Consider the following 19,099-nt stretch of genomic DNA (forward strand, 5'->3'; position numbering starts at 1 on the left):
GGGTGCGTCAGGGTGCGACGCCGCTACGTCCCCGTCACCGGACCGCGCGGCGATCCCGCGTGCGCCTCACGGGGCGCGAGCTGCCGCGTCCTCGCCGAGCTGGCGCGCCTGAGCGATCCGGGGCGTCCGGAAACCCTTGTGGCTAGGTAGATTTGCTGGCAGACCTGAAATATTTGCTGAGCCGTCAATGGGGGTTGCTGGCGAGCGTAAGCCCAATTATCGCTCCTCGGTGGCGGTCTCGCGCGGACTCTCGGAAACTTGCCGGGCCGATCTGCTCGCCGCGCCGGTCAGTGTGCGTTATGCTTCGGCGTTTCGCGAAAAGTTTTCTCTGTTGCGGCAGTAATAGCCGGAATCTGTTACGGTCTATTGCGTTTCATGGCGTTGAGGGTAGCTGCGGCAACACGGGATTGATTGCGGATCGCTATGACTGATTACACGGCAAGACTCTCGGGGTTGGTGGTCGCGACCACCGTTGCCGTCGCCGCCGCGACGGCGAGCCCCGCGCTCGCCGATCCGCCGAAATCCCCCGCCCCCTCGACCGATCTGGCGATCGATGACTGTCCGGCGTTGTACGCCTTGGGCGTTCAGGGCACGGGGGAGTCCTCCCCGGACGCCGCGCCGACCACCGACACCGGCATGCTCTCCACGGTCTTCATGCCGTTGCTGGCCAAGGCCGCTCGGCCCGGCCTGGTCGATCGCGCCTACGTGCCATACGAATCCGGCTTCGGCGGCTTCGTCAACGGCGGCGCGGCCCCGTACGTGGAGTCCGTGCAAGGCGGGTTGACGCGGCTGCGGGACATGGCCGCCCAGGTCGCCCAGCGGTGCGCCGACACGCGCCTGGCCATCGTCGGCTACTCCCAGGGCGCGCACGTCGCCTCGGTTTTCGCCCAGGAGGTCGGGCAGGGCCGCGGCGTGGTGCCCGCCGATCGGGTCGCGGCCGTCGCGCTGTTCGCCGACCCGACCCGCAATCCGGGCGCGCCGCTGTTCCCCGGCTCGCCGGGCAAGCAGACGCCGGATCCCGCGCCCGGCACCACGGGCGCCCAGATCGCGACCATCGCCGCGCTGCCGCAGACGCCGGCGCACGGCGGCGGCATCGGTCCGGAACGGGATCAGGCGGCCGATTTCGCGGCCCTCACCGGTCGTGTGGCGAGTTTTTGCGCGGCAGGCGATCTCGCCTGTGACGCGCCGCAGGGCGCGCCGATCCTGAAGGCCGTGGCCTCGGTGGCGGGCCAGGCCAAGCTGAGCGGCGGCGACCCGATCGCCTCACTGGTCTCCATCGCGCAGGCGCTCGCGTTCACCTCGATCAAGACCGCGACCAAGGTCGTGAACGAGGACGTGCAGGGCACCTCGCTCGCGAATCTGTCGCTCTCCCCGCAGAAGTCGATCTCGCAGCGCATCGCCGACGCCTCCGACCCGCGCGCCCAGCTGGATCTGAACGGTGCGCTGCGCGCCCTGCTGAAGGTCGGCATGATCGGGCTCAACGCGGTCGCCACCGTCGTCAAGGCGGTGATCAGCCCGGCGGCGATCTCGCAGCTGGCCACCGCGGGGCTGTCCAATCCGGCGGCCGGTCTGCTGCTGCTCGGCACCAAGTTGATCGGCGCCATTCCCCAACTGATCCCGCCGACGACGGTGTCCCGGCTGGTCACCCAGGCGTTCGACGCGGTGGTGCAGAACATCACCGACAACAGCGAACTGCTGAACCTCACGACCTGGGTGCGGTATTGGGACACCGTGCAACGGCATGGCGCGTACAGCACCGCGGCGGTGGCCGCCAACGGCGACGCGCCCACCCGCTTCGTGGCCGACTGGTTCGCCGCACTGGCCCGTGACCTGGCCGATCGCTTCGGCGCGGGCGCCGAGCCGCAGGGTGGCGCGGCCAAGCCGCCCGCCGGATTCTTCGGCGAAAGTACCGGCGCGTCGACTACGCCGAATTCGTCCGGTACGGGACAATTTCCGTTCGGGACAGGAGCCGATGGCGCCTCATCCGGCGGCGCGACCTCGATTCCGCCCACCGAGCGACCCGGCACCGCCAACAACGCCTACCCGTTCTCCACGAACTGATCGCCGAGAGGTCCGACGATGCGATACCACGTGCCTGGCTCTGCGGGAATGGGGGAATGTTGAAGTCGTACAAAGATCTGTCCCGCTGGTACGACGCGCTCGAACCCGACAACGGTGCGCCCGCTTCGGCGCAGCAGGACGACGCGAGTCTCGATCCGGTGGAGGACGACGGACCGGCCCGGTATCCGCACTATATCCGCGAGGAAGAGGATCCCGAGGAGGCGCGCGCGCGGAACGAGGTTCCGGCGGATCTGGCCTCGCGGCGCGCGGAATTCACCGGCGGCTGGTCCGATTGGGTCGCCGTCCACGCGCCGGGCCCCGACGACGACTACGCACCGCGCGACGGCGATCTGGTCCGCTTCCCGTGGCCGGAAGACGACGACTACGACGACGAGCCCGCGCCACCCGTCCGCCCGCACCCGCGCGCGCTGCGCGACCACCCGGCCTCGCGCCGCGGTCGCGTCATCGTGGTGCTGATCGTTGCGGTCCTGTTGCTGGCCTTCGTCGCGGTGGGCGCGCTGTACCTTTTGCGGTCTTCCGCCAACCGCGCCGCCGTCGCGCCGACCACCCCGCCGATGCAATTCACCGCGGGCAGCGCGCAGGCGGGCATCACCTCGGGCTGCCCGACCGAGCGCGCCGAACGGCTGATCCGCAGCGCGGAGGCCGGCGGCACGCACAGCGGCCAGGACGTCGTGCTGGCCTTCCAGTACGCCTACTACGTGGAGCGGTCCGGCGAGCGGGCACGGGCATTCGTCGCGCCGGACGCGGCGGTTCCGGCCGCCCCGACGATTCAGCGTGGAATCGACACGGTCCCGGAAGGCACCACGCACTGCGTGCGCATCGCGACGGTGGGGGCCGACATGTATTCGGTGGAGGTCACCGAGTATCGGCCGGGCGGAGCGCCCGCCACGTACAACAAGCAGACGGTCACCACCGCGGTGATCGGCGGCCGCACCCTGATCTCGGGTATCGCGGCCGGATGAAGGAGAGCTGAGAACGATGGGAGAGGACTGGAGCCGCTGGCTCGACGAGGCGCCCGAGGAGGGCCCTCCGCCGGGTCGTCAAGCGCGTTCGAAGGCTCCGGTGGTGCGGTTACGGCGCGGCAAGCGGGGTGACGGCGAGCAGGAGACCGGCCCGACGCAGCGGCCGATTCTGGTGGTCGGCGGGTGCGGTGGCGCGGGAACCACCACGACCGCACTGGGTATCGCGGGCGAATTGGGTTCGGGCGGAACGCCTACGGTCGCGGTGGACGCCACCGCTGCGGGCAGCGATCTCGCGCTGCGCGGCGCCGACGAGCACCTGCACCCGATCAGTCTGCAGTCGTGGCTGTACGGGCGCGGCGACGACGAACCGGCCCCGCTGAAGGAGTGCCTGTCCCGCGCCACCTCCGGCATCGGCCTGCTCTGGCGCGACGCCGCCCCGTTGCGCCGCCGCGCCACGTACCTGACGGTCGCGCGCGCGGTGGAGGACGCGGGGTTCACCGCGGTCTACGACGGCGGAAGCCCGATCGCTGGACGCCAGCTGCGTCCGCTGCTCGACGACGCGGATGTCGCTCTGGTGCTTGCCATTCCGGCGCGCCCGGATGCCGCGAACCGGCTGCGCGTCACCCTGGAATGGCTCGACGATCAGTTCGGCGACTCGGCCGAGGGCCAGGGCACGGGCATCGTCGGCGACACCACCATCGTCGTCTCGCACCAGCAGCCGGGCGCCGATTCGCGGGTTGCCGACCATTTGCGTGAACACCTGGGCGGCTGGGTCCGCGACATCAGGGAGATTCCCTACGATCCGCATCTGGCGCGCGGCGAACTCGTCCGGCACAGCGCGCTGGCCGCCGAGACCCGCCGCGCGTACGGGGTGCTGTTGGCGGGGGTGGCATCATGACCGCCGCCATGAAACTTCGCCGGAAACTCGATCCACAGCCCGCGGGCGTCGTCGCGCCGCCCGAGTCCCGTCGCGCGCCGGTCTGGGACCGTCCGGTGCCGGGCGTCGGCCGCGCGCCGCTGGTCTGGCTGCTGGGTGTGCACGGCGGAGCCGGAGCAACTACCCTCGCGCATGTGCTTGCGCCAGCGGCGGATTCGAGCCGCCGCTGGCCGGGCGTCTTCGAGCGTGAATCCCCGTTCGTCGTGTTGGTGGCCAGGGAGACGATCGCCGGGTTGACCCGCGCGCACGACCTGCTGCGCCAGCACCATTTCGGTTTCGGCGGCCCCTCCGAGGTGCTCGGCCTGATCACCGTGGCCGCGCGGCCCGGCAGGATGCCCGCCGAGATCCGGCGCTACCGCGACGTGGTCGGCTCGCTGGCGGGCCCGCTGTGGCAGGTGCCGTGGTACGAGGAGTGGACCCTGGTCGAGCCGGAGCAGTTGCCGGTGTGGACGCCGGGAGATCCGATGCCGGAGAAGAAACGCAAGATCGATCCGCTGGCCGAGGTCCCGCTGGAGGTACGCGAGCTGGGCGTCGACATCGTCTCCGCGGTGCGTGAGAAGCTTGACAGCACTGCGGCTTTCGACGAGGGGGAGGATTCGTGAGGTCGACCGGCACGCACAGCAATTTCGAGAAAGGCATCCGATGAGCATGTTCCTCCTCGCCGTGCAGGACACGTACGGCACCGTGCTGGCTCAGGTCGGTAACCCGACTCCGGAGGCGCCGCCTGGGTCGGAGAAGATCCTGCAGCTGGTCCGCTACCTGACCTGGTTCGTGCTGCTGTCGGGTGTCTGCGGCATCATCTACGCGGGCGGCCGGTTCGCCTGGGAGAAGTGGACCGGAGGCGGGCTCGAATCGCCGAAGATGGTGGCGGGCGCGATGATCGGCGGCGTGGTCGCCACCAGCGCGGGCACCATCATGAACGCCGTCATCTAGGACGACCATGTCCACCGTGCGAATGTCGGCGGAGCTGCTCGCCTACAAGCAGATGCCCTCCGAGGTGCTCGAACCGCTGATGCAGCTGCTGAATTGGCTGCTGTGGTTCGTGCTGCTGGTGTGCCTCGCCTGGATGATCTTGTCCGCGGGCAGGCTGTGGATCGCCTTCCGCAGCGATCTGGCCGTCAACGACGCGACCCATGGCGTGGTGATGAGCCTGATCGGCGCGATCGTCGCCAGCACCGCCTCGGGTATCGCGTTGGCGTTCCTACCGACGTGAGCCGCGGGCCCCTGATGGAGACGGTTCGGACATGAACTGCACAGCGGCGCGGCCGCGTTCGGTGTCGCACCCGCACGGCGCGGGGCGGCGAGGCAGATCCGCGGCCGGGATGTTCGGCGTGGTGCTGCTGGCGGCCGCCGTCGGCTGCGGCGGCGCGGACCAGCCCACGGGCCCGGATCTGGCCGCGCGGCCCAGCGGGCTGCGCTGGCAGGCCTACCAGGGTGTGGCGCTGCCGCACAGCGACCAGGGACCCGCGTCGCTCGCCGACGGCGCCGCAACGGGTTTCGAGCAGTCACCGCCCGGTGCGGCCGTCGCCGCCATCACCCACACCGTGCGCCTGTCGGTGGCCGCCGACGACCAGTGGCCGAAGGTGATCGCAGCCGAGGTAGTGCCGGGACCCGCGAGAGACGAGTGGGCGGTGAGCCGGGTGCAGCTGTCCATCACCGGGCCCGCCGAGCCCGAGTACGCCCCGCGGCTGCTCGGGTACAAGATCACGGACTACACCGAGCAACGCACCGCCGTCGACGTGTACACCGAGTACTCGGACGGCTCGAAAGCGGTGAACCACACGGTTGTCGAGTGGTTCGCCGAGGACTGGAGATTACGACTGCCCGACCCCGACTCGACCGCACGCCCCGTCGAGGCCATCGACGTATTACCCACCGACATAGTGACATTGGAGGCGCCGAAGTGAGCGAGCGCCAGCGAGTGAACCATCGGCACAGTGCGCTCTCGCGCACGACGGAGCCGAGCGCTAGCGAGGTGGAGTCGTGAGCGAGCGCCAGCGAGTGAACCATCGGCACAGCGCGCTCTCGCGCACGACGGAGCCGAGCGTCAGCGAGGTGGAGTCGTGAGCGATAGGGACTACGCACGTGATCGCGTCTCCTTCGGTGCGATCGCGTCCGCGGCGCTGCTCGCGCTCATCGTGATCGTCGGCGCGGTGGTGTATCTGGGTCGCGACGACGAGGCCGCGGGCAACAACGAGGCCGAATTCGCCGCGACCACCGGCGAGGGCTTCGCGGGCCCGGAGGTCGACCTGTTCGGCAGGCGCGTCGACGTCCCGAACAATCCTGCGGGACAACCGCTTCCGCAGGATCCGACGCATCAGCGCAAGCCGTCCGACCCGGACTGGCTGACCGCCGCGCCGGAGGGCACCCTCGCCCCGCGCGGCTGGCAGCGGGTCTACGGCGCGTCGGTGCCGTTCTCCACCTCCGACGGGCCGACCCGCATCGAGGACGGGCTCGCCGTCGGTTACGCGCACACCCCGCAGGGCGCCGCGCTGGCGGCCGCGCAGATCACCTACCGGCTCAACGCCCGCCCCGCCGACCGCGACCTCTACGTGCGGCAGGTGCGCGTCTCGGCGCAGCAGATCGCCGCCTACGACCGCGCGCTCGACGAGGATCGGCTGCCGAAACAACAGCCGGAGAAGGTGACTCGCTACTTCGTCGCCTCCGACGCGTTCAAGGTGGAGAACTACGCCGACGACTTGGCCATCGTCCGGTTCGCCTCGCGCGGGCCCGTCGTCGACGGCAAGCAGCTGTGGGCGGCGCTGCGGTTGGTCATGGTCTGGGACGCGGGCGACTGGCGGCTCAAGCCCGCCACGAGCAACGGCGCGCAGACCGAATACATCGAGTCGCTCGAGGGGTGGACGAAGTGGTGACCGCGGGCCCGGTATCCGGCCGCGGTCGCGCACCGCTGCCCCTGCTCGGTTTCGGCGCGGCGCTGGCGGTGGCGATCGCCGTCGGCGTGACGGTGACCGCGACCCGCGACGGCAGCGTGGCCGCCGAGGTGACCGCTACCGGAACGACGGAACCCGCCGCAGGTCCGCACGGCCTCGTCGGCTTCGCGGGACGGGAAACCGACCTCTTCGGCAGACCGGTCGACGTCCCGGTGAACCCGGCGGGGGTTGCGCTGCAACAGGTTTCGGGTGTGCCGACGCGACCCGATCAGCCGGACTGGCTCACCGCCGCTCCGGCGCCCGCCGAGGGCGAAGGCATCTGGCAGAAGCTGTTCGGCGGTCCCGTCGTGCGCTTCTCCGGCTCGGACGGGCCCGCGCGCATCGAGGGCAACGCCGCCGTCGGTTTCGCGCACACCCCGCGGGGCGCGGCGCTCGCCGCCGAACAGATCTACTGGCGCACCAACGCCAACCCGCGTGATCGAGACCTGCTGCTCCGGCTGGTCGAGGTGTCTCCGCAGTACCTGGCGGAGTACGACCGGCTGGTCGCCGAGGGCAAGGTCTCCGAACGGATACCGGAGAAGCTCAGACCCCTGCTGTTCGCTTCGGACGCGTACCGAATCGAAAGCTACGCCGACGATTCCGCGATCGTGCGGTTCGCGAGAAAGGCACGAGAAACAGTTGATGGCCAACCAACATGGGTGGGCATGCGCCTTGCGGTCTTCTGGCGCGACGGCGATTGGAAGCTCAGGCCGGTGACCGGCGAGCAGCAAGTCCAGATCGAGTCCCTGCGGAGCATCGAGGGGTGGACACGATGGTGAAAAAACTAGTGACGATCCTCGCGGTCATCTTCACCGTGATGATCGCGACGCCGACGGTGGCCTACGGCCAGACCTACGGCTTCGACGAGACGTGCAACGAGATCCACGACACCCTCGACGGTGTCGGCCTGCCGGGGATCTCGCTCGGCGACGCCGCGTCCGCGGTGTGCAAGGCGGGCAACGCCGCGTCGCATCCCGGCGACGCCGCGACCGCCGTCAAGGACAAGGCGTGGGACTCCACCTTCGGCAAGGTGGTGGATTCGCTGATGAACGGCCTCGGCGAGGCCATCATCCTGGCGCTGACGTTCTGGATGAAGGTGCCCAACGAGGCGGCCAGCGACAACGGGTCGTTGTTCACCAGAATCAACGACTACACCTATCAGATCCAGATATTGCTGCTCATAGCCTCGGTCATCCTGTCGGGCGCGAGACTAGCCGAGGCGAGGCGCGGCGCGGCGGTGAGCGAAGCGGCCGAGTCCTTCCGCATGTTCGCCAGGGTGGTCTTCAGCTCCTGGATGCTCGGCGCCATCATCGTGGCGGGCACCCAGGCCTCGGATCGCTTCGCCGAGTGGATCATCAACGACTCCACCAACGGCAACGCCAAGGATTTGGCCGAGCTGATGGTGAAAACCAGTAAGCTGCAAGCCTTCTCGCCGGGTCTGGTGCTGATCATCGCGATCGTCGGCCTGCTCGGCGCGCTCGCGCAGATCGTGTTCGCCATCGTCCGCCAAGGACTGCTGATCATCGCGGCGGGCGTGCTGCCGCTGGCGGCCGCCGCGTCCGGTATGAACATCGGCAAGTCGTCGTATCAGAAGCTGATCGGCTGGATCATCGCCTTCATGTTGTTCAAACCGGTGGCGGCGATCGTCTACATGATCGCGTTCACCACGGCGGGCCACGTCGACGGGCTCACCTCGACCACCGGTCTGCCGGAAGGCGAAGAGGCACAGCGCATGCTGGTCGCCATCGTGTTGCTGTGCAGCGTGGCTTTCGTGCTGCCCGCGCTCATGCGTTTGGTCACCCCGGCCGTCGCGATCGTCGGTTCCGGCGGTTCGGGTCTGGCCTGGACGGGCGGCGCCGTGGTCGGCGCGCTGGCGCTCGGGGCCATGGGCACCAAGGCCGTTGGGGTCAAAGCCGCGGCCTCTCCCGGTTCGGCGGGCTACGTCAGCGGCAGCGGCTCGGGCCCGCGCCCGCCGGGTGGCGCGGGCGGTGGACGCGGCGGTGGCGCACCACGTCCCACACCTCCGCGCGGCGGTGGCGGCGGTGGCGCGGCGGGTCAACCACCGCGCGCCTCCGAGCCGCAGGGCTCGGCCGGAGTACCGTCCGGTGCGGCGCGAGCGGCAGGCCGCATCGGCGCGGCGAGAGCCGCGGCGGGCAGTATGCGCAACGCCGACGATTCCATGGGTGATGTGGCAGGCGACCGTTGGGCGAACCGGTCGCCCGACCTCGGGAGGAGCACCATTCCGCGATGACGATGACCGAACCCTACGAGCGCCGCTCCTACGGGCTGTGGCAGAAGCCGCGCAGCGCAGGCCTTTTCGGCCTGCGCTGGGAAGAGACCGTGATCGGCTTCGTCGTCGTGATTACGGCGCTGATCTGCGCGATGGTCGGCGGCTTCCAATGGGGTCTCATCGTCGGCGGCGTCGGCGTCGCCGTGATGGTTCCACTGGTGTGGCGGACGGGGGGCCGCTCCGGCTATGAGACGGGATTGATGATGTTCAACTGGATGCGCTCGCGGAACCGCGGCGAACACGTGTATCGGGGCGGACGGTTCTCCCGGATCCCCGGCGGCGTCACCCGGCTGCCCGGGCTGCTCGCGCCCTCGAAGCTGTATGAGGGCATCGACGCGGGCGGCTACAGCTTCGGCATGATCCACTTACCGCAGTTCGCGCAGTACACCGTGGTGCTGCGGGCCTGGCCGCAGGGTCACGAGGCGGTGGACCAGCCGGTCATCGACCGCTGGGTCTCGGCCTGGGGCACCTTCCTCGCCTCGGTGGGCCAGACCAGCGACATCGTGGCCGTGGTGCCGGTCATCGACACCGTTCCCGAGACCGGAAACCGTTTGCTCACCGAGGTTTCCACCATCACCCGCCCCGAAGCGCCAGAACTGGCCCAGCAGGTGATGTACGAGCTGGCCACCGAGCTGCCGCAGGAGCGGGTGCAGCTGCTGCCGCGCGTCGCCATCACTTTCAAGGCCACCACCGCCGAGCGTCGCAAGAACCCAGCCGAGGAGGCCGTCGAGATCGGCAGGCGGCTGCCGGGCATCTGCGCGGCGCTCGCCGAAGCGGGCGTGCGCGCCCAGCCGATGTCGGCCGACGAGGTGATCGCCTTCATCCGGCGCAGCTACGACCCGGCCTCGCAGGCCGACCTCGAGGTCGCGGCCTCCGAACCCGAAGGGCACGGGCTGGATTGGGCCGACGCGGGGCCGGTCTCGCACGACGAGAAGTGGGACCACTTCATCCACGACGGCGGCCGGTCGGTCACCTGGGAGATGGACGCCGCACCCGAGGGCGCGGTGGACGAGCGGGTCTTGCAGCGGCTGCTCGCGCCGAACCCGGAGGTGCCGCGCAAGCGCATCGCCATCGTCTACCGGCCGCACTCGGCCGCCGACGCCGCCGAGATCGTCGACGACGACTTCAAGAACGCGCTGGTGGCGCAGCAAAGCGAACGCGGCGTCGTCTCGGCCGCCGCGACACTGCGGGTGGGCGCCACCCAGCAGGCCCGTGAGGAACAGGCGAGGGGTCACGGTGTGACCCGCTTCGGGGCGCTGGTGACCATCACCGAGCCCCTGCGCGGCGACCTGCCGCGCATCGAGGCCATCACGCGCGACCTGTCGACCCAGGCGCGTTTGAAGATCCGGCGGTGCTACCGGTACCAGGCGGCGGCCTTCGCGGCTTCCCTCGGGTGCGGGGTGATCCTGCCGGAGCACGCGACGATTCCGAAGGCATTGGCGGGGTGAGCGATTCATGGCACGTGACAACGAGCCACCCGTACGGGAGCGCGACGAGGCGGAGGCGCGCCGCGGCAGGCGACGCGAGGACGTCGAACGTGAGGCATGGGGTCGCCCCGCGGCCGAAGGCAGGCCGCATCGCCCGCCCGTCGAGGGCGCGAGCCCACGCGGCGGCGGGCAGCGCTCCGGCACCGAGGAGATGCCCGAGCGGAGGCGGCGTCCGGCCGGGGATCCGGCGCGGGTGAGCGGCGAGGAGCGGACCGGTCTGGGGGAGACGTCCGATCGGGAGCGGCGGCAGCCTCGGGACGCGGGCGAGCGGCGCGCGCGCCCCGCCCGCGCCGACGGCGCCCGTCCCGAGCGGACGCACGCCGACCGCTCTCCGATGGACCGGGCACGCGCCGAGCACGCGCGAGCCGAGCGAGCCGCCCACGAACGCGCGCGCGCCAACGGCGCTCGGCCGCAACGCCCCGCGGACCGCCCGGTGCGCGGCGAGCGGCCGGTCCGCTCCGACAACGGTCGCGGCGGGCGGGCGCCGCAACGCCCGGCGAAGGTCGACTACACCGCCGACCGCGCCATGGGCGCACCGCACGTGGACAAGGCGGCCCGGCGCGCGAAAGCCAAGGCGGACAAGCGCAAACAGTCCGGCCCGCCACTGCTCGACGACTCCACGCGGGCCCGGCTGGAGGCCGTCAGCCGGGAGGGCTCCGGCCTGCGCGCGGCATGGGCGACCTTCCGCATCCGCACCGACGACATCCGCCGCCGCAACTACGCCGCGCGCGCCGAACAGACCATCGAGGACGGATTCGACCGCAGCACAGCCCAACTCACCGACCGTGGCTACGCGGGCGCGGGCGGCGGCCGGATGAACGTGGTCGGCCGCCCCGTCGAATACCGCGCCACGACGGCGCAGGTGGCCGGTCTGTGGCCGTGGTCGGTCGGCGCGGGCGCGCCGCTGATCGGCACGCCGCTCGGCTCGCACCTGCACACCGGAGCGCCGGTTTGCTTCGACCCGATGAACTGGTTCATGCGCGGCAGCTTCATCACCGCGCCGAGCCTGTTCGTGCTGGGCCTCAACGGTTTCGGCAAGTCGTCACTGGTGCGCAGGATCGTGCTCGGCGGTATCGCGCAGGGCATCACGCCGCTGGTGCTCGCCGACGTCAAGCCCGACTACCGCAAGCTGGTGGAGTTGGTCGGCGGTCAGATCATCGACCTCGGCTATGGCCACGGCAAGCTGAACCCGCTGGCGGCCGGTGTGCTCGGCTCGGTGGTGCCGCGGCTGGAAGAGTTCCCCGCGCTGCAACTGCAAGTGCTGCAAGACATGCGGGCCAGGCAGGTCACGCTGATCGCGGGCCTGATCGAGCTGGTGCGCGGCGCGCGGGTGCGCGACTACGAGGAGACGCTCATCTCCACGGCGTTGCGCATCCTCTACCAGCCCGGCAGCGGCTACACCCCGGACCAGCCGCCGATCATGGAGAACCTGCTGGAGGTGATCCAGGCGGGCGGCGAGGAGCTCCAGCTCGACGCGGGCGCCGACGATCCCGCCGAATACCAGGTCGCGATCAAGAACCTGCGCCGCTCGCTGCGCGCGCTCACCCAGGGCCCGTTCGGGGCGGTCTTCAACGGCCAGACCTCGGTGCCGATCGACACCGAGGCGGTCGCCGTCTGCATCGACGTCTCGCACATCCCGACCGGCGACAAGAAGCTCAAAGCCGCTGTGATGCTGGCCTGCTGGGCCGACGGCTTCGCCTCGGTGGAGGCCGCGCACGTGCTGGCCGACGCGGGTCTCGGCCCGCAGCGCTACTTCCAGGTGGTGATGGACGAGCTGTGGCAGGTGCTCGGCCTCGGCGACTTCATGGTCGACCGCGTCGACGAGCTGACCCGTCTGCAGCGCGGCCTGGCCACCGCGCTGATCATGATCAGTCACACGATCAAGGACCTGCAGGCGCTCGGCTCGGAAGCCGCGATCGCCAAGGCGCTCGGCTTCCTGGAGCGGGCCCGCGCCAAGATCTTCGGCGCGCTGCCCGCCGAGGAGGTCAAGCGGCTCGACAGCACAGTGCCGTTCACCTCCGCCGAGGAGGACATGGTGACCGGATGGTCGGCGCCGCAAGCGCTGACGGGTGAGGCGCTGAAACCGGGCCAGCAGCGCCCCTCTCCGCCGGGCACGGGTAAATTCCTGCTGAAGATCGGTGAGGATCGGCGTCCTGGCATTCCCTTCCACATGGAATTCACGTTGTCGGAGAAGGAAAGCGGGATTCACGACACGAACCAGCGGTTCAGTGAATTCACCGGCGGCCCGAATACCGAATCCACCGCGCGTGGCGGTGAATCCCCGAACGGGAGCGCGGCATGAGATACCGTCCAGGACGCGAAGCAACAAGGATCGGCCGAGCGCCTGGATGGGCGGTGTTGTTCGGCGGAAGGAGTGCCGCATGATGCCGCATCGTTCGTATCGCAGAGTGTCGCCGGAAGTGCGAAAGGCCGCCGTCGAGCAGGTCATCGCGCTGACCGGCAAGCTACGCAGTGAATCCGAGGCATGCCGAGTGGTCGCCGAGCAGATCGGCGTCCACACCAACTCGGTGCGCAATTGGGTGCGCGCCGCGGAAGGCCCCGGGCTGGAACGCATGGACGCGACCGCGCTGCGCCGGAAAGTGGCGCTGCTGCAACAACAATTGGCTGCCGCCGCCGAAATGAACCGCACCCTCGCCGACACCCTGAACGAAGCCCGACGCCACACGTGACCATTTTCCCCGAGTCGCATTCGATTACCGGCGCCCCGCCGCGTCCCCGTGCGAGGGCGTGGTGACCGCCCGCAGCGTGTTGTGGACGGCCCTCGGCGCGGTGATCGGACTGATCGCCCTGGTACTCGTCGTGGTGCTGCCCGCCGTCGAGGACCCGTGCGAGGACGCGTCGGTGCTCGGCCCCTCACAGACCGCGCTGCCACCGCTGGGCGGCGACGTGCCGGGCGACAGTCCCGCCGGCGCCGCCGAACCCACTGCCTCCCAGGTCAATCCGAGCGTCACGGGCACGCCCTCGCTGGCCGCGGGCATCGGCCCGATCCGGCGCACCCTGCCGATGGCCGCGGGCACCTTCACGATCTCGGACACCTTCGGCTCCCGCAACGGCGGGCACCGCGGCGTCGATATGGCGGCGAGCGACGGCACCCCGATCTTCTCGGTCGCCGACGGCCGGGTGGTGGCGGCCGGACCGGCCTCGGGTTTCGGCAACTGGATCGTCGTCGACTCGGTAGACACCAACGGCCGGTCGTATTCGGCGGTGTACGGACACATGTGGGACCACGGCGTGCTGGTGCGGGTGGGGCAGAGTGTGCGTGCGGGTCAGCAGATCGGCGCGGTCGGCTCGGCGGGCGAATCCAGCGGCCCGCACCTGCATTTCGAGATCGTCCCCGGTGGTCGCTTCACCGGCGGCCGTCAGATCGACCCGCTGCCCTGGCTGGACGGCGCGCCGACGCCGGATCTCGGCGGCGCGCAGTGGTACTCCGCCGATCCGCGGTGCCAGCGCGGTTTCGGCAGCGCGGGCGGCGCGTTGGCCGCGGGCAAGGTGCCCCAAGAACTCGAGATCTGGTACCGCCGTGCGGGTTCGCTCTGCCCGCAGATCACGTCCTCGTTGCTGGCCGCCCAGGGCAGGCAGGAGTCGGGCTTCCGCAGGGGTCTCACCTCGCCCGCGGGCGCGCAGGGTCTCGCGCAGTTCCTGCCCGGCACCGCGGCCGCGACCAACCCTGACGACGGCAGGCCGTATGTCATCGACGCCGACGGCAACGGCGTGGCCAGCGTGTGGGACGACGGCGACGCGATCATCGGGCAGGGCCGCTACATGTGTGCCATCGCCCGCAAGGTCACCCAGTGGGTGGCCGAAGGGCGCGTCCAGGGGGATGTCACCGCGCTGACGCTGGCCGCCTACAACGCGGGCGAGGGCGCGGTGCTCGCGTCGGGCGGCATGCCGAATCAGTATGCGGCGCACTACTCCGAGACCCGGCCCTACGTGGCGAACATCCTCGCGATGGAACCGCAGTACCGGGCGCCGGGTTCGACGGGACGCTTCAGTCCGCAGGAGGGCAGTGGCGGCGAACAGATCCTGGAGGCCGCGCACGACTGGCTCGGCACACCGTACGTGTGGGGCGGCGGCGGGCCGCAGGGTCCCACCGGCGGCGGCATGGACGGCCCCGGCCTGACCGCGGCCGCGGTGTTCGCGGCCTCCTCGGGTGCGGTGACGTTGCCGCGCACCGCCGAGCAGCAGTGGGAGGCGGGCGTCGAGGTGCCGAGAAGCAAGGCGCAGCCGGGGGATCTGGTGTTCAGCTCCTTCGGGCCGCGCGGGCCCGCGGAGGTGGGAATCTACGCCGGTGACGGACGCATGATCCAGTCCGTGCCGGGTTCGGACGCGCGGTCGGGCGGCGGCGTGATCGAGGTCGCGGTGCCCGGCGACGCACGGCTGCGGAGGGTACTGTGAGCGAACACGCCGAGGCGCGAGTGCTGATCGGACCACCACCGTGTCGGTCCGGGCGGTTAGCCTTGAAAGACAGAGCAACTGCACGCGCGAAACTGGTGGTGATGCTGGTGGTGAGCGTGGCGATGACGATCGCGGCCTGCGGGCGTGACCAGACCGGCGAATCGGGTTCCGGTGCGCCGCAGCCCGCCACGTCCACGACCAGACTGCTCGAGAACGTTCCCGCGCCGGATCCGGTGACGCCGGACGGTGTCGCGGTGGCGGCGCTGCGCGAGATCTACACCTGGCGGCCCGCGAGCGAGGCGCCGGGCGATTCGCTGGCTCGGGCGCGAAAATGGCTGGGGCCCAGCATGATACGAATGTTGGACGGCGAGCCGTCGGTCACCGGGACGCCCAAGCCCTCGCTGCAGTGGTCGGACTGGGCCAAGGCGAAGGCCACCGTCGAGGCGTTCACCTTCGCTTCGGGGGACCGGCCGCCGCCGGGGCCCGATCCGGACCTGGCGCAGTTCAAGATCGGCATCGAGCAGACCGTCGTCTACCCGAACGGGCGCAAGGAACCGCTGGCGCCCGCGACGGTGATCGCCACCGTGGTGCGCACGCCCGACGGCTGGCGGCTCGACGCGTTCCGCTGACCACACGCTTTCGACCGCACGGCGATTCGAGGAGACAGACATGGCAAAGAAGAAGAAGGTGACGGATCCGGCGATACCCGGTCCCGATCTCGGCCTGTTATCGGTCTACGCCGGTGCCGTGGTAATCGGAACGCTTTTACTGGCGCTGCATCTCGGCAACGCGATGGCGGCCGAGCCGCAGAACCTGCCGATGAACCCGATCGAGATCGTCGCCGGGCTGGCGCGCCGCAAGTACACCTGGCCGACCGGCGCGACGGTGATCCTGCTGCTCGTGGTGTCGTGCGCCGTCGCCTACCTGGTGGTGCGCAAGCAGATGACCAAGCGCAAGACCAAAGGCGCGCTGCCGGTGGACGAGAAGGCGCAGCACATGGGATCGGGTGGCGCGATCCGCGCGCTCACCGAGGCGGGCGTGCGGGAGAAGGCCGAACAGCTCGGGATGAACCTCGGCTACGACGACGCGCCCGGCGTGCCGATCGGCGTCGGCGTCGCGGACGGTGTCATGTTGTACGGCTCCTACGAGGATCTGCACCTGGACATCTGGGGTCCGCGCCAAGGCAAGTCGACTTCACGGGTCATCCCGGCGATCCTGTCCGCCATCGGTCCGGTGCTGTCCACCTCGAACAAGCGCGACGTCGTCGACGCGACCCGCGACGTGCGAGAGTCCAAGGGCAGCCCCACGTTCGTGTTCGATCCGCAGGGCGTCGCCGACGAGAGTCCCAGCTGGTACTGGAACCCGTTGGACTGGGTCGACGCGCGGCACGAGGGCTGTGAGATGCGCGCGCAGCGACTGGCCGGGCACTTCGCCGACGCCGACAACGGCACCGAGTCCAAGTCGGACGAGTTCTTCGATCCCGAGGCCGAGGATCTGCTCGCCGCGCTGTTCCTCGCCGCGGCGGTCGGGCAGCGGCCGATCGTGCAGGTCTGGGACTGGGTCACCAACCCGGTCGACACCGAGCCGATCGAGTTGCTGCGCAACGCCCGCCACCACTACATGGCCTCCGGCCTCGCGATGCAGTACAACGCCGATCCCCGTACCCGCAGCGGCATTTTCGGCACCGCCAAGAAGATGGTGCGCTGTCTGCAGCTGTCCAACGTGCACGATTGGATCCTGCCCGGCGCCGATCCGAGCACCGGCCAGACCCGCAGGCAGTTCGACGAGCTCGAGTTCATCGAGCGCAACGGCACACTGTACTGCCTCTCGCTGGAAGGGCGCGGTTCGGCGGCCCCGCTGGTGAGCGCCCTGACCGAGGCCGTGATCGACGTGGCAATGCGCAAGGCGTCTCGCTCGCGCGGCGGTCGCCTGCCCATCCCGCTGCTCGCGGTGCTGGACGAGGCCGCCAATGTGGTGCGCTGGAAGGATCTGCCGAAGCAGTACAGCCACTTCGGTTCGCGTGGCATCGTCGTGATGACGGTGTTGCAGTCCTGGGCGCAGGGCGCGCGATGCTGGGGCGACGCGGGCATGCTCGCGCTGTGGTCGGCGGCCAACATCAAGGTGCTCGGCAGCGGCGTCGACGACATGAACTTCCTGCGCGATCGATCCGAGGCGATCGGCGATTACGACTCCATCTCCGGTTCGGTCTCGGAATCCAAAGGCAGCAAGAGTTATTCGCGATCACTGGGTTCGTCGAGGACGTTCAACGTCAATGCGCTCGCCACGCTGCCACGTGGCCGCGCGATCGTCTTCACCTCGGGTCAGCCCGCGGTGCTCATCCGAACGGTTCCGTGGTGGGAGGGCGAGTACGCTGCGGACGTGAAGAAGTCGATCGCGCAGCACGATCCGCAACGCAAGACCGAGATCACCGACCTGATCGGCTCGCCTTCGCTGACCAAGGTCCCACCGCAACAACCCGACGCCGGGCAAGTCGAGGAGGTTCGGCCCCTGTGAGCACGCGTAGCGAGCGAACCATGTACACAGCACCTCCGGTCGCGGCGGAGCCGAGTGTCAGTGAGGCGGAGTCGTGAGGGAGCGTAGCGAGCGAACCATGTACACAGCACCTCCGGTCGCGACGGAGCCGAGTGTCAGTGAGGCGGAGTCGTGAGGGAGCGTAGCGAGCGAACCATGTACACAGCACCTCCGGTCGCGACGGAGCCGAGCGACAGCGAGGCGGAGTCGTGACCGAACAGCAGCAGCAAATGATTTACACCAACGTCGTCGAATTCGTCGAGAACTACCTGAGTCTGGTCTACCGGCGGCAGGTGACCGATATCAGCGAAACGGTGTGGTGCCCCGAATGGTGGAAGCACGCCGAGGCGGTGGCGCGACTGGATGCGCTGTGGCGCGCCTGGGAGCACTACCGCATGGAACCGAGTACCGGCCTGAGTATCTGGTTCCTCGACCACGCCGACCCGCACATGACCAAGCTGTTCGACCCGCGCGGGCCGTTCAAGTACTGCAGTGTGCGCAACGGGCACAAGGACATGCTGAGCCCGCTGCCGCTGAAGTCGCCCGCGCAAGGCATGTTCGGCGATCCGACGGTCGGCGACTTCCGGGTCTAGAAACCAAGACGCCCGCTGAAATCAGCGGGCGTTCTTGATGATTCAGTTTTCCGGGCGGATTACTGCCTGGTGCGTTCGAGACCGCGGGCGTCCGGCTCGCGACCGCGCGCCGCGACGGAGCGGTTCTCCTCGGTGCGGGCTCGGACCGCTTCCTCCGGCGGTTGTCCCTGCCCTACCTCGATGAGCATGCGGACCGCCGCCAACTCCGGTGCGACGCCGATGCGCGAGAGATGCGCCGCGATCGCCATGCGCCGCTCGGCCGAATCGTACCGAACGACCGGTTGTTTCGCGGCGGACGCGGTGGCCGCCATACGAGTGGCTTCGGCCTGCGCGGAGAAACGATCCTTCTCCAGTGAAATGCCTTTGGCCGGAGCCGCTTTCTCCACCATGCGCGCGAGCTCGAGGTTGCGCGGGTCCTTGGCCTTGGCGTCGCGAGCCTCCCGAATCTGGAGTTCGCGAGCCTCTTTCACGCGGGCCTCGGTGATCTTGGCGCGCGCCTCGGCTTCCTTCTGACCACGCTCACGGGTGCGCAGTGCGACCAGGGTCGCCAGCTGCAACATACTCTTCATCATGGCCGCGGTTTCCCGGCCGATGTCGTCCAGTTCCTCGGACATGGCTGCTCCCCGATGCTGCAGTGATCACTATGGATGATTGTGGTGCTTCGTCACGGACACCGCCACGCGGAACTGTAGCCCGTCGGCGGGTGCCCCGCCTGCAAACGTGGACACCAGGAGGACTCGTGTCGTCGGCATCCCTTGTGGCTGGGGATCGCCCATTTTAGGGATGGCTACGCTACGCGAACTCCTTGTTTCGAGATTACCCGAGAAACGCGTGGCACAACCGTACGGACGTGCCGGTAACAGCATATAT

Annotated in this window: 18 protein-coding genes; 17 read left to right on the plus strand and 1 reads right to left on the minus strand. The window is 69.7% G+C overall.

Going from position 1 to position 19,099, the window contains the following annotated elements:
- The first annotated feature begins 423 nt into the window (after window positions 1-423).
- From AB0H49_RS06715 to AB0H49_RS06795, 17 genes are all read left to right on the plus strand, one after another.
- Entirely contained in the window at window positions 424-2,061 is a 1,638-nt protein-coding gene (locus tag AB0H49_RS06715) for a cutinase family protein (RefSeq protein ID WP_354999687.1), read from the plus strand.
- Window positions 2,062-2,117: 56 nt separating this feature from the next.
- Entirely contained in the window at window positions 2,118-3,044 is a 927-nt protein-coding gene (locus AB0H49_RS06720) for a hypothetical protein (RefSeq protein WP_357248086.1), read from the plus strand.
- A gap of 16 nt (window positions 3,045-3,060) precedes the next feature.
- A complete protein-coding gene (locus AB0H49_RS06725) occupies window positions 3,061-3,942 on the plus strand; it encodes a hypothetical protein (protein ID WP_357248088.1) in 882 nt (293 codons plus the stop codon).
- Complete coding sequence (locus tag AB0H49_RS06730) at window positions 3,939-4,583, plus strand: hypothetical protein (RefSeq protein ID WP_067779941.1); 645 nt, start codon at window positions 3,939-3,941, stop codon at window positions 4,581-4,583. The genes AB0H49_RS06725 and AB0H49_RS06730 overlap by 4 nt, the downstream gene beginning before the upstream one ends.
- A gap of 40 nt (window positions 4,584-4,623) precedes the next feature.
- A complete protein-coding gene (locus AB0H49_RS06735; protein WP_354999690.1) occupies window positions 4,624-4,914 on the plus strand; it encodes a hypothetical protein in 291 nt (96 codons plus the stop codon).
- Window positions 4,915-4,921: 7 nt separating this feature from the next.
- Window positions 4,922-5,194: a hypothetical protein gene (locus AB0H49_RS06740; RefSeq protein ID WP_354999691.1), complete on the plus strand. Its 273-nt coding sequence runs from the start codon at window positions 4,922-4,924 to the stop codon at window positions 5,192-5,194.
- Window positions 5,195-5,225: 31 nt separating this feature from the next.
- The gene (locus AB0H49_RS06745; RefSeq protein WP_354999692.1) at window positions 5,226-5,888 is read left to right on the plus strand and encodes a hypothetical protein; all 663 of its coding nucleotides are present in this window, start codon (window positions 5,226-5,228) and stop codon (window positions 5,886-5,888) included.
- A gap of 156 nt (window positions 5,889-6,044) precedes the next feature.
- The gene (locus AB0H49_RS06750) at window positions 6,045-6,854 is read left to right on the plus strand and encodes a hypothetical protein (RefSeq protein ID WP_354999693.1); all 810 of its coding nucleotides are present in this window, start codon (window positions 6,045-6,047) and stop codon (window positions 6,852-6,854) included.
- Window positions 6,839-7,690, plus strand: coding sequence for a hypothetical protein (locus AB0H49_RS06755; RefSeq protein ID WP_357248092.1), 852 nt, complete (start codon window positions 6,839-6,841; stop codon window positions 7,688-7,690). Before AB0H49_RS06750 ends, AB0H49_RS06755 begins: the two co-directional genes overlap by 16 nt.
- The gene (locus tag AB0H49_RS06760; RefSeq protein ID WP_354999695.1) at window positions 7,684-9,162 is read left to right on the plus strand and encodes a hypothetical protein; all 1,479 of its coding nucleotides are present in this window, start codon (window positions 7,684-7,686) and stop codon (window positions 9,160-9,162) included. The genes AB0H49_RS06755 and AB0H49_RS06760 overlap by 7 nt, the downstream gene beginning before the upstream one ends.
- Entirely contained in the window at window positions 9,159-10,649 is a 1,491-nt protein-coding gene (locus AB0H49_RS06765) for an SCO6880 family protein (RefSeq protein ID WP_141809824.1), read from the plus strand. The genes AB0H49_RS06760 and AB0H49_RS06765 overlap by 4 nt, the downstream gene beginning before the upstream one ends.
- Window positions 10,650-10,656: 7 nt before the next feature.
- Entirely contained in the window at window positions 10,657-12,990 is a 2,334-nt protein-coding gene (locus AB0H49_RS06770; RefSeq protein WP_354999696.1) for a hypothetical protein, read from the plus strand.
- Between the two features lie 79 nt (window positions 12,991-13,069).
- Complete coding sequence (locus AB0H49_RS06775) at window positions 13,070-13,378, plus strand: transposase (RefSeq protein WP_067779958.1); 309 nt, start codon at window positions 13,070-13,072, stop codon at window positions 13,376-13,378.
- 61 nt (window positions 13,379-13,439) lie between these two features.
- The gene (locus AB0H49_RS06780; RefSeq protein WP_357248097.1) at window positions 13,440-15,104 is read left to right on the plus strand and encodes a peptidoglycan DD-metalloendopeptidase family protein; all 1,665 of its coding nucleotides are present in this window, start codon (window positions 13,440-13,442) and stop codon (window positions 15,102-15,104) included.
- 101 nt (window positions 15,105-15,205) lie between these two features.
- Window positions 15,206-15,733 carry a hypothetical protein gene (locus AB0H49_RS06785; protein ID WP_357248100.1) on the plus strand — a complete coding sequence of 176 codons (528 nt, stop codon included), beginning with the start codon at window positions 15,206-15,208 and terminating at the stop codon, window positions 15,731-15,733.
- 40 nt (window positions 15,734-15,773) lie between these two features.
- A complete protein-coding gene (locus AB0H49_RS06790; RefSeq protein WP_357248103.1) occupies window positions 15,774-17,618 on the plus strand; it encodes a TraM recognition domain-containing protein in 1,845 nt (614 codons plus the stop codon).
- A gap of 248 nt (window positions 17,619-17,866) precedes the next feature.
- On the plus strand, window positions 17,867-18,229 hold the full coding sequence (locus AB0H49_RS06795) for a DUF4913 domain-containing protein (protein ID WP_354999700.1): 363 nt from the start codon (window positions 17,867-17,869) through the stop codon (window positions 18,227-18,229).
- A 59-nt stretch (window positions 18,230-18,288) separates the two neighbouring features.
- On the opposite strand, the gene AB0H49_RS06800 is transcribed toward AB0H49_RS06795, so the two are convergent.
- Window positions 18,289-18,843, minus strand: coding sequence for a hypothetical protein (locus tag AB0H49_RS06800; RefSeq protein WP_354999701.1), 555 nt, complete (start codon window positions 18,841-18,843; stop codon window positions 18,289-18,291).
- Between the last annotated feature and the right edge of the window lie 256 nt (window positions 18,844-19,099).

Origin of the sequence: Nocardia sp. NPDC050713, assembly GCF_040654315.1 — a bacterium.
GTDB lineage: Bacteria > Actinomycetota > Actinomycetes > Mycobacteriales > Mycobacteriaceae > Nocardia.